The 1,281-nt window shown below is 67.6% G+C and carries 1 protein-coding gene and 1 pseudogene; both read right to left on the bottom strand.

Annotated elements, in window-relative coordinates; translation table 11 throughout:
* Window positions 1–747, bottom strand: a pseudogene (locus tag MOV74_RS38460) (histidine kinase); the annotation flags it as partial.
* Window positions 744–1,281, bottom strand: a 538-nt coding sequence (locus MOV74_RS38455) for a response regulator transcription factor (RefSeq protein ID WP_246932761.1), incomplete at its 5' end; no start/stop codon positions are given. The pseudogene MOV74_RS38460 and the gene MOV74_RS38455, both read right to left, overlap by 4 nt.

The following is a 1,281-nucleotide window of genomic DNA, read 5'->3' as shown; positions in this document are numbered from 1 at the left end:
CGGCACCGGCGGGGGCGCGAACGCCTGCACCACGCCGAGCACCATCGCGGCCGCCAGCACGCCGTAGACCGGCTCATGACGTCGCATCAGCCACATGATCGCGAGGATGACGGCGAGGATCGACTGCCAGGCCGAGAACACCACGGGCAGGGTGACGAACAGCAGCGTGCGCGTCTCATAGGCCGGGCGCAAGGCCGCGTCCTGTCCGACATACACCGTGTCGAGAAAGCCCTTCAACGGTCCCCATACGAACAGCCGCACCGTGATCTCGTTGGTGCCCTCCCGCAGCAGCGAGGCGGGGATGGCGGCGATCTGCGGCGTGTTGCGGTCGGGCCGGTTGGCATTGGCATCGCGCCGGGAGTCGAGCACGACGACGCCGTCGATGGCGACCTCCACCGCGTTGCTGAAGCGCGGCAGGTACACCGACCATCCCGACGCCGCTTCGCCGCGACGAAACGCGAAGGTGCCGGTGTAGAGCGGCGGATCGGCCAGCGAATAGCGCGAAGCCGTGAAATGCGGCAGGGTCACGGGGTTCGTCACGCCGTCCTCCCGCAGTGAAAATCCGCTCAGCGCGAAATCGTCGGGGTCGCTCGGCTGCAGCAGCCGCAGCCCGAGAACGGTGGCGATCACGATCAGGGCCTGCAGCAGCAGATAGGGCACGAGGCGCGAGGCGATCAGTCGGCGCCGCGGGCGCGTGGGTGCCTTCGTAGGTGCCCTCGCGGGTGCCTTGGCTGCGATCTCGCTCACAGCTTGATCAGGCCTTGCTGCACCGCCTCGAACACCGCTTCGCTGCGCGTATGCACTTCGAGCTTGCGATAGATGTTCTTGATATGGCCGGGGACGGTCTGCTTGGACAGGCCGAGATGGCTGGCGATCTCGGCATAGCTGAAGCCTTTTGCGATGCCCCAGAGGATATCGATCTCCCGCGGTGTCAGCCTGGCCGTGTTGAGCGCGGGGCCGGCAGGCGGCTCGGCCGAATTCTGTGCAGCACCCTGCGTTCTGCGCACGATGAAGCGCGCGATCGAGGCCGAGATCGGCGAATGGCCGGCGACGAGATCGCGCACGGTGGTGGCGATGTCGGTGGGGAAGGCGTCCTTGAGCAGATAACCGGTGGCGCCGACCGTGATCGCGGAGATCACGCTTTCCTCGTCCCCGAGTGCCGAGATCACCATGATCTCGGTGTCGGGAAAGCGCTGCCTCATCTCGCGGATCAGCTCGACGCCGTGGCCGTCGGGCAGCCGCAGGTCGGTCAGCAGCACGCGCGGCGCCCCGCCGGCGAGG

It is taken from the genome of Bradyrhizobium sp. SHOUNA76 (assembly GCF_023006445.1).
Classification (GTDB): domain Bacteria; phylum Pseudomonadota; class Alphaproteobacteria; order Rhizobiales; family Xanthobacteraceae; genus Bradyrhizobium.
Note: the sequence above shows the minus strand (reverse complement) of the source record. Positions and strands in the feature narration are given on the sequence as shown.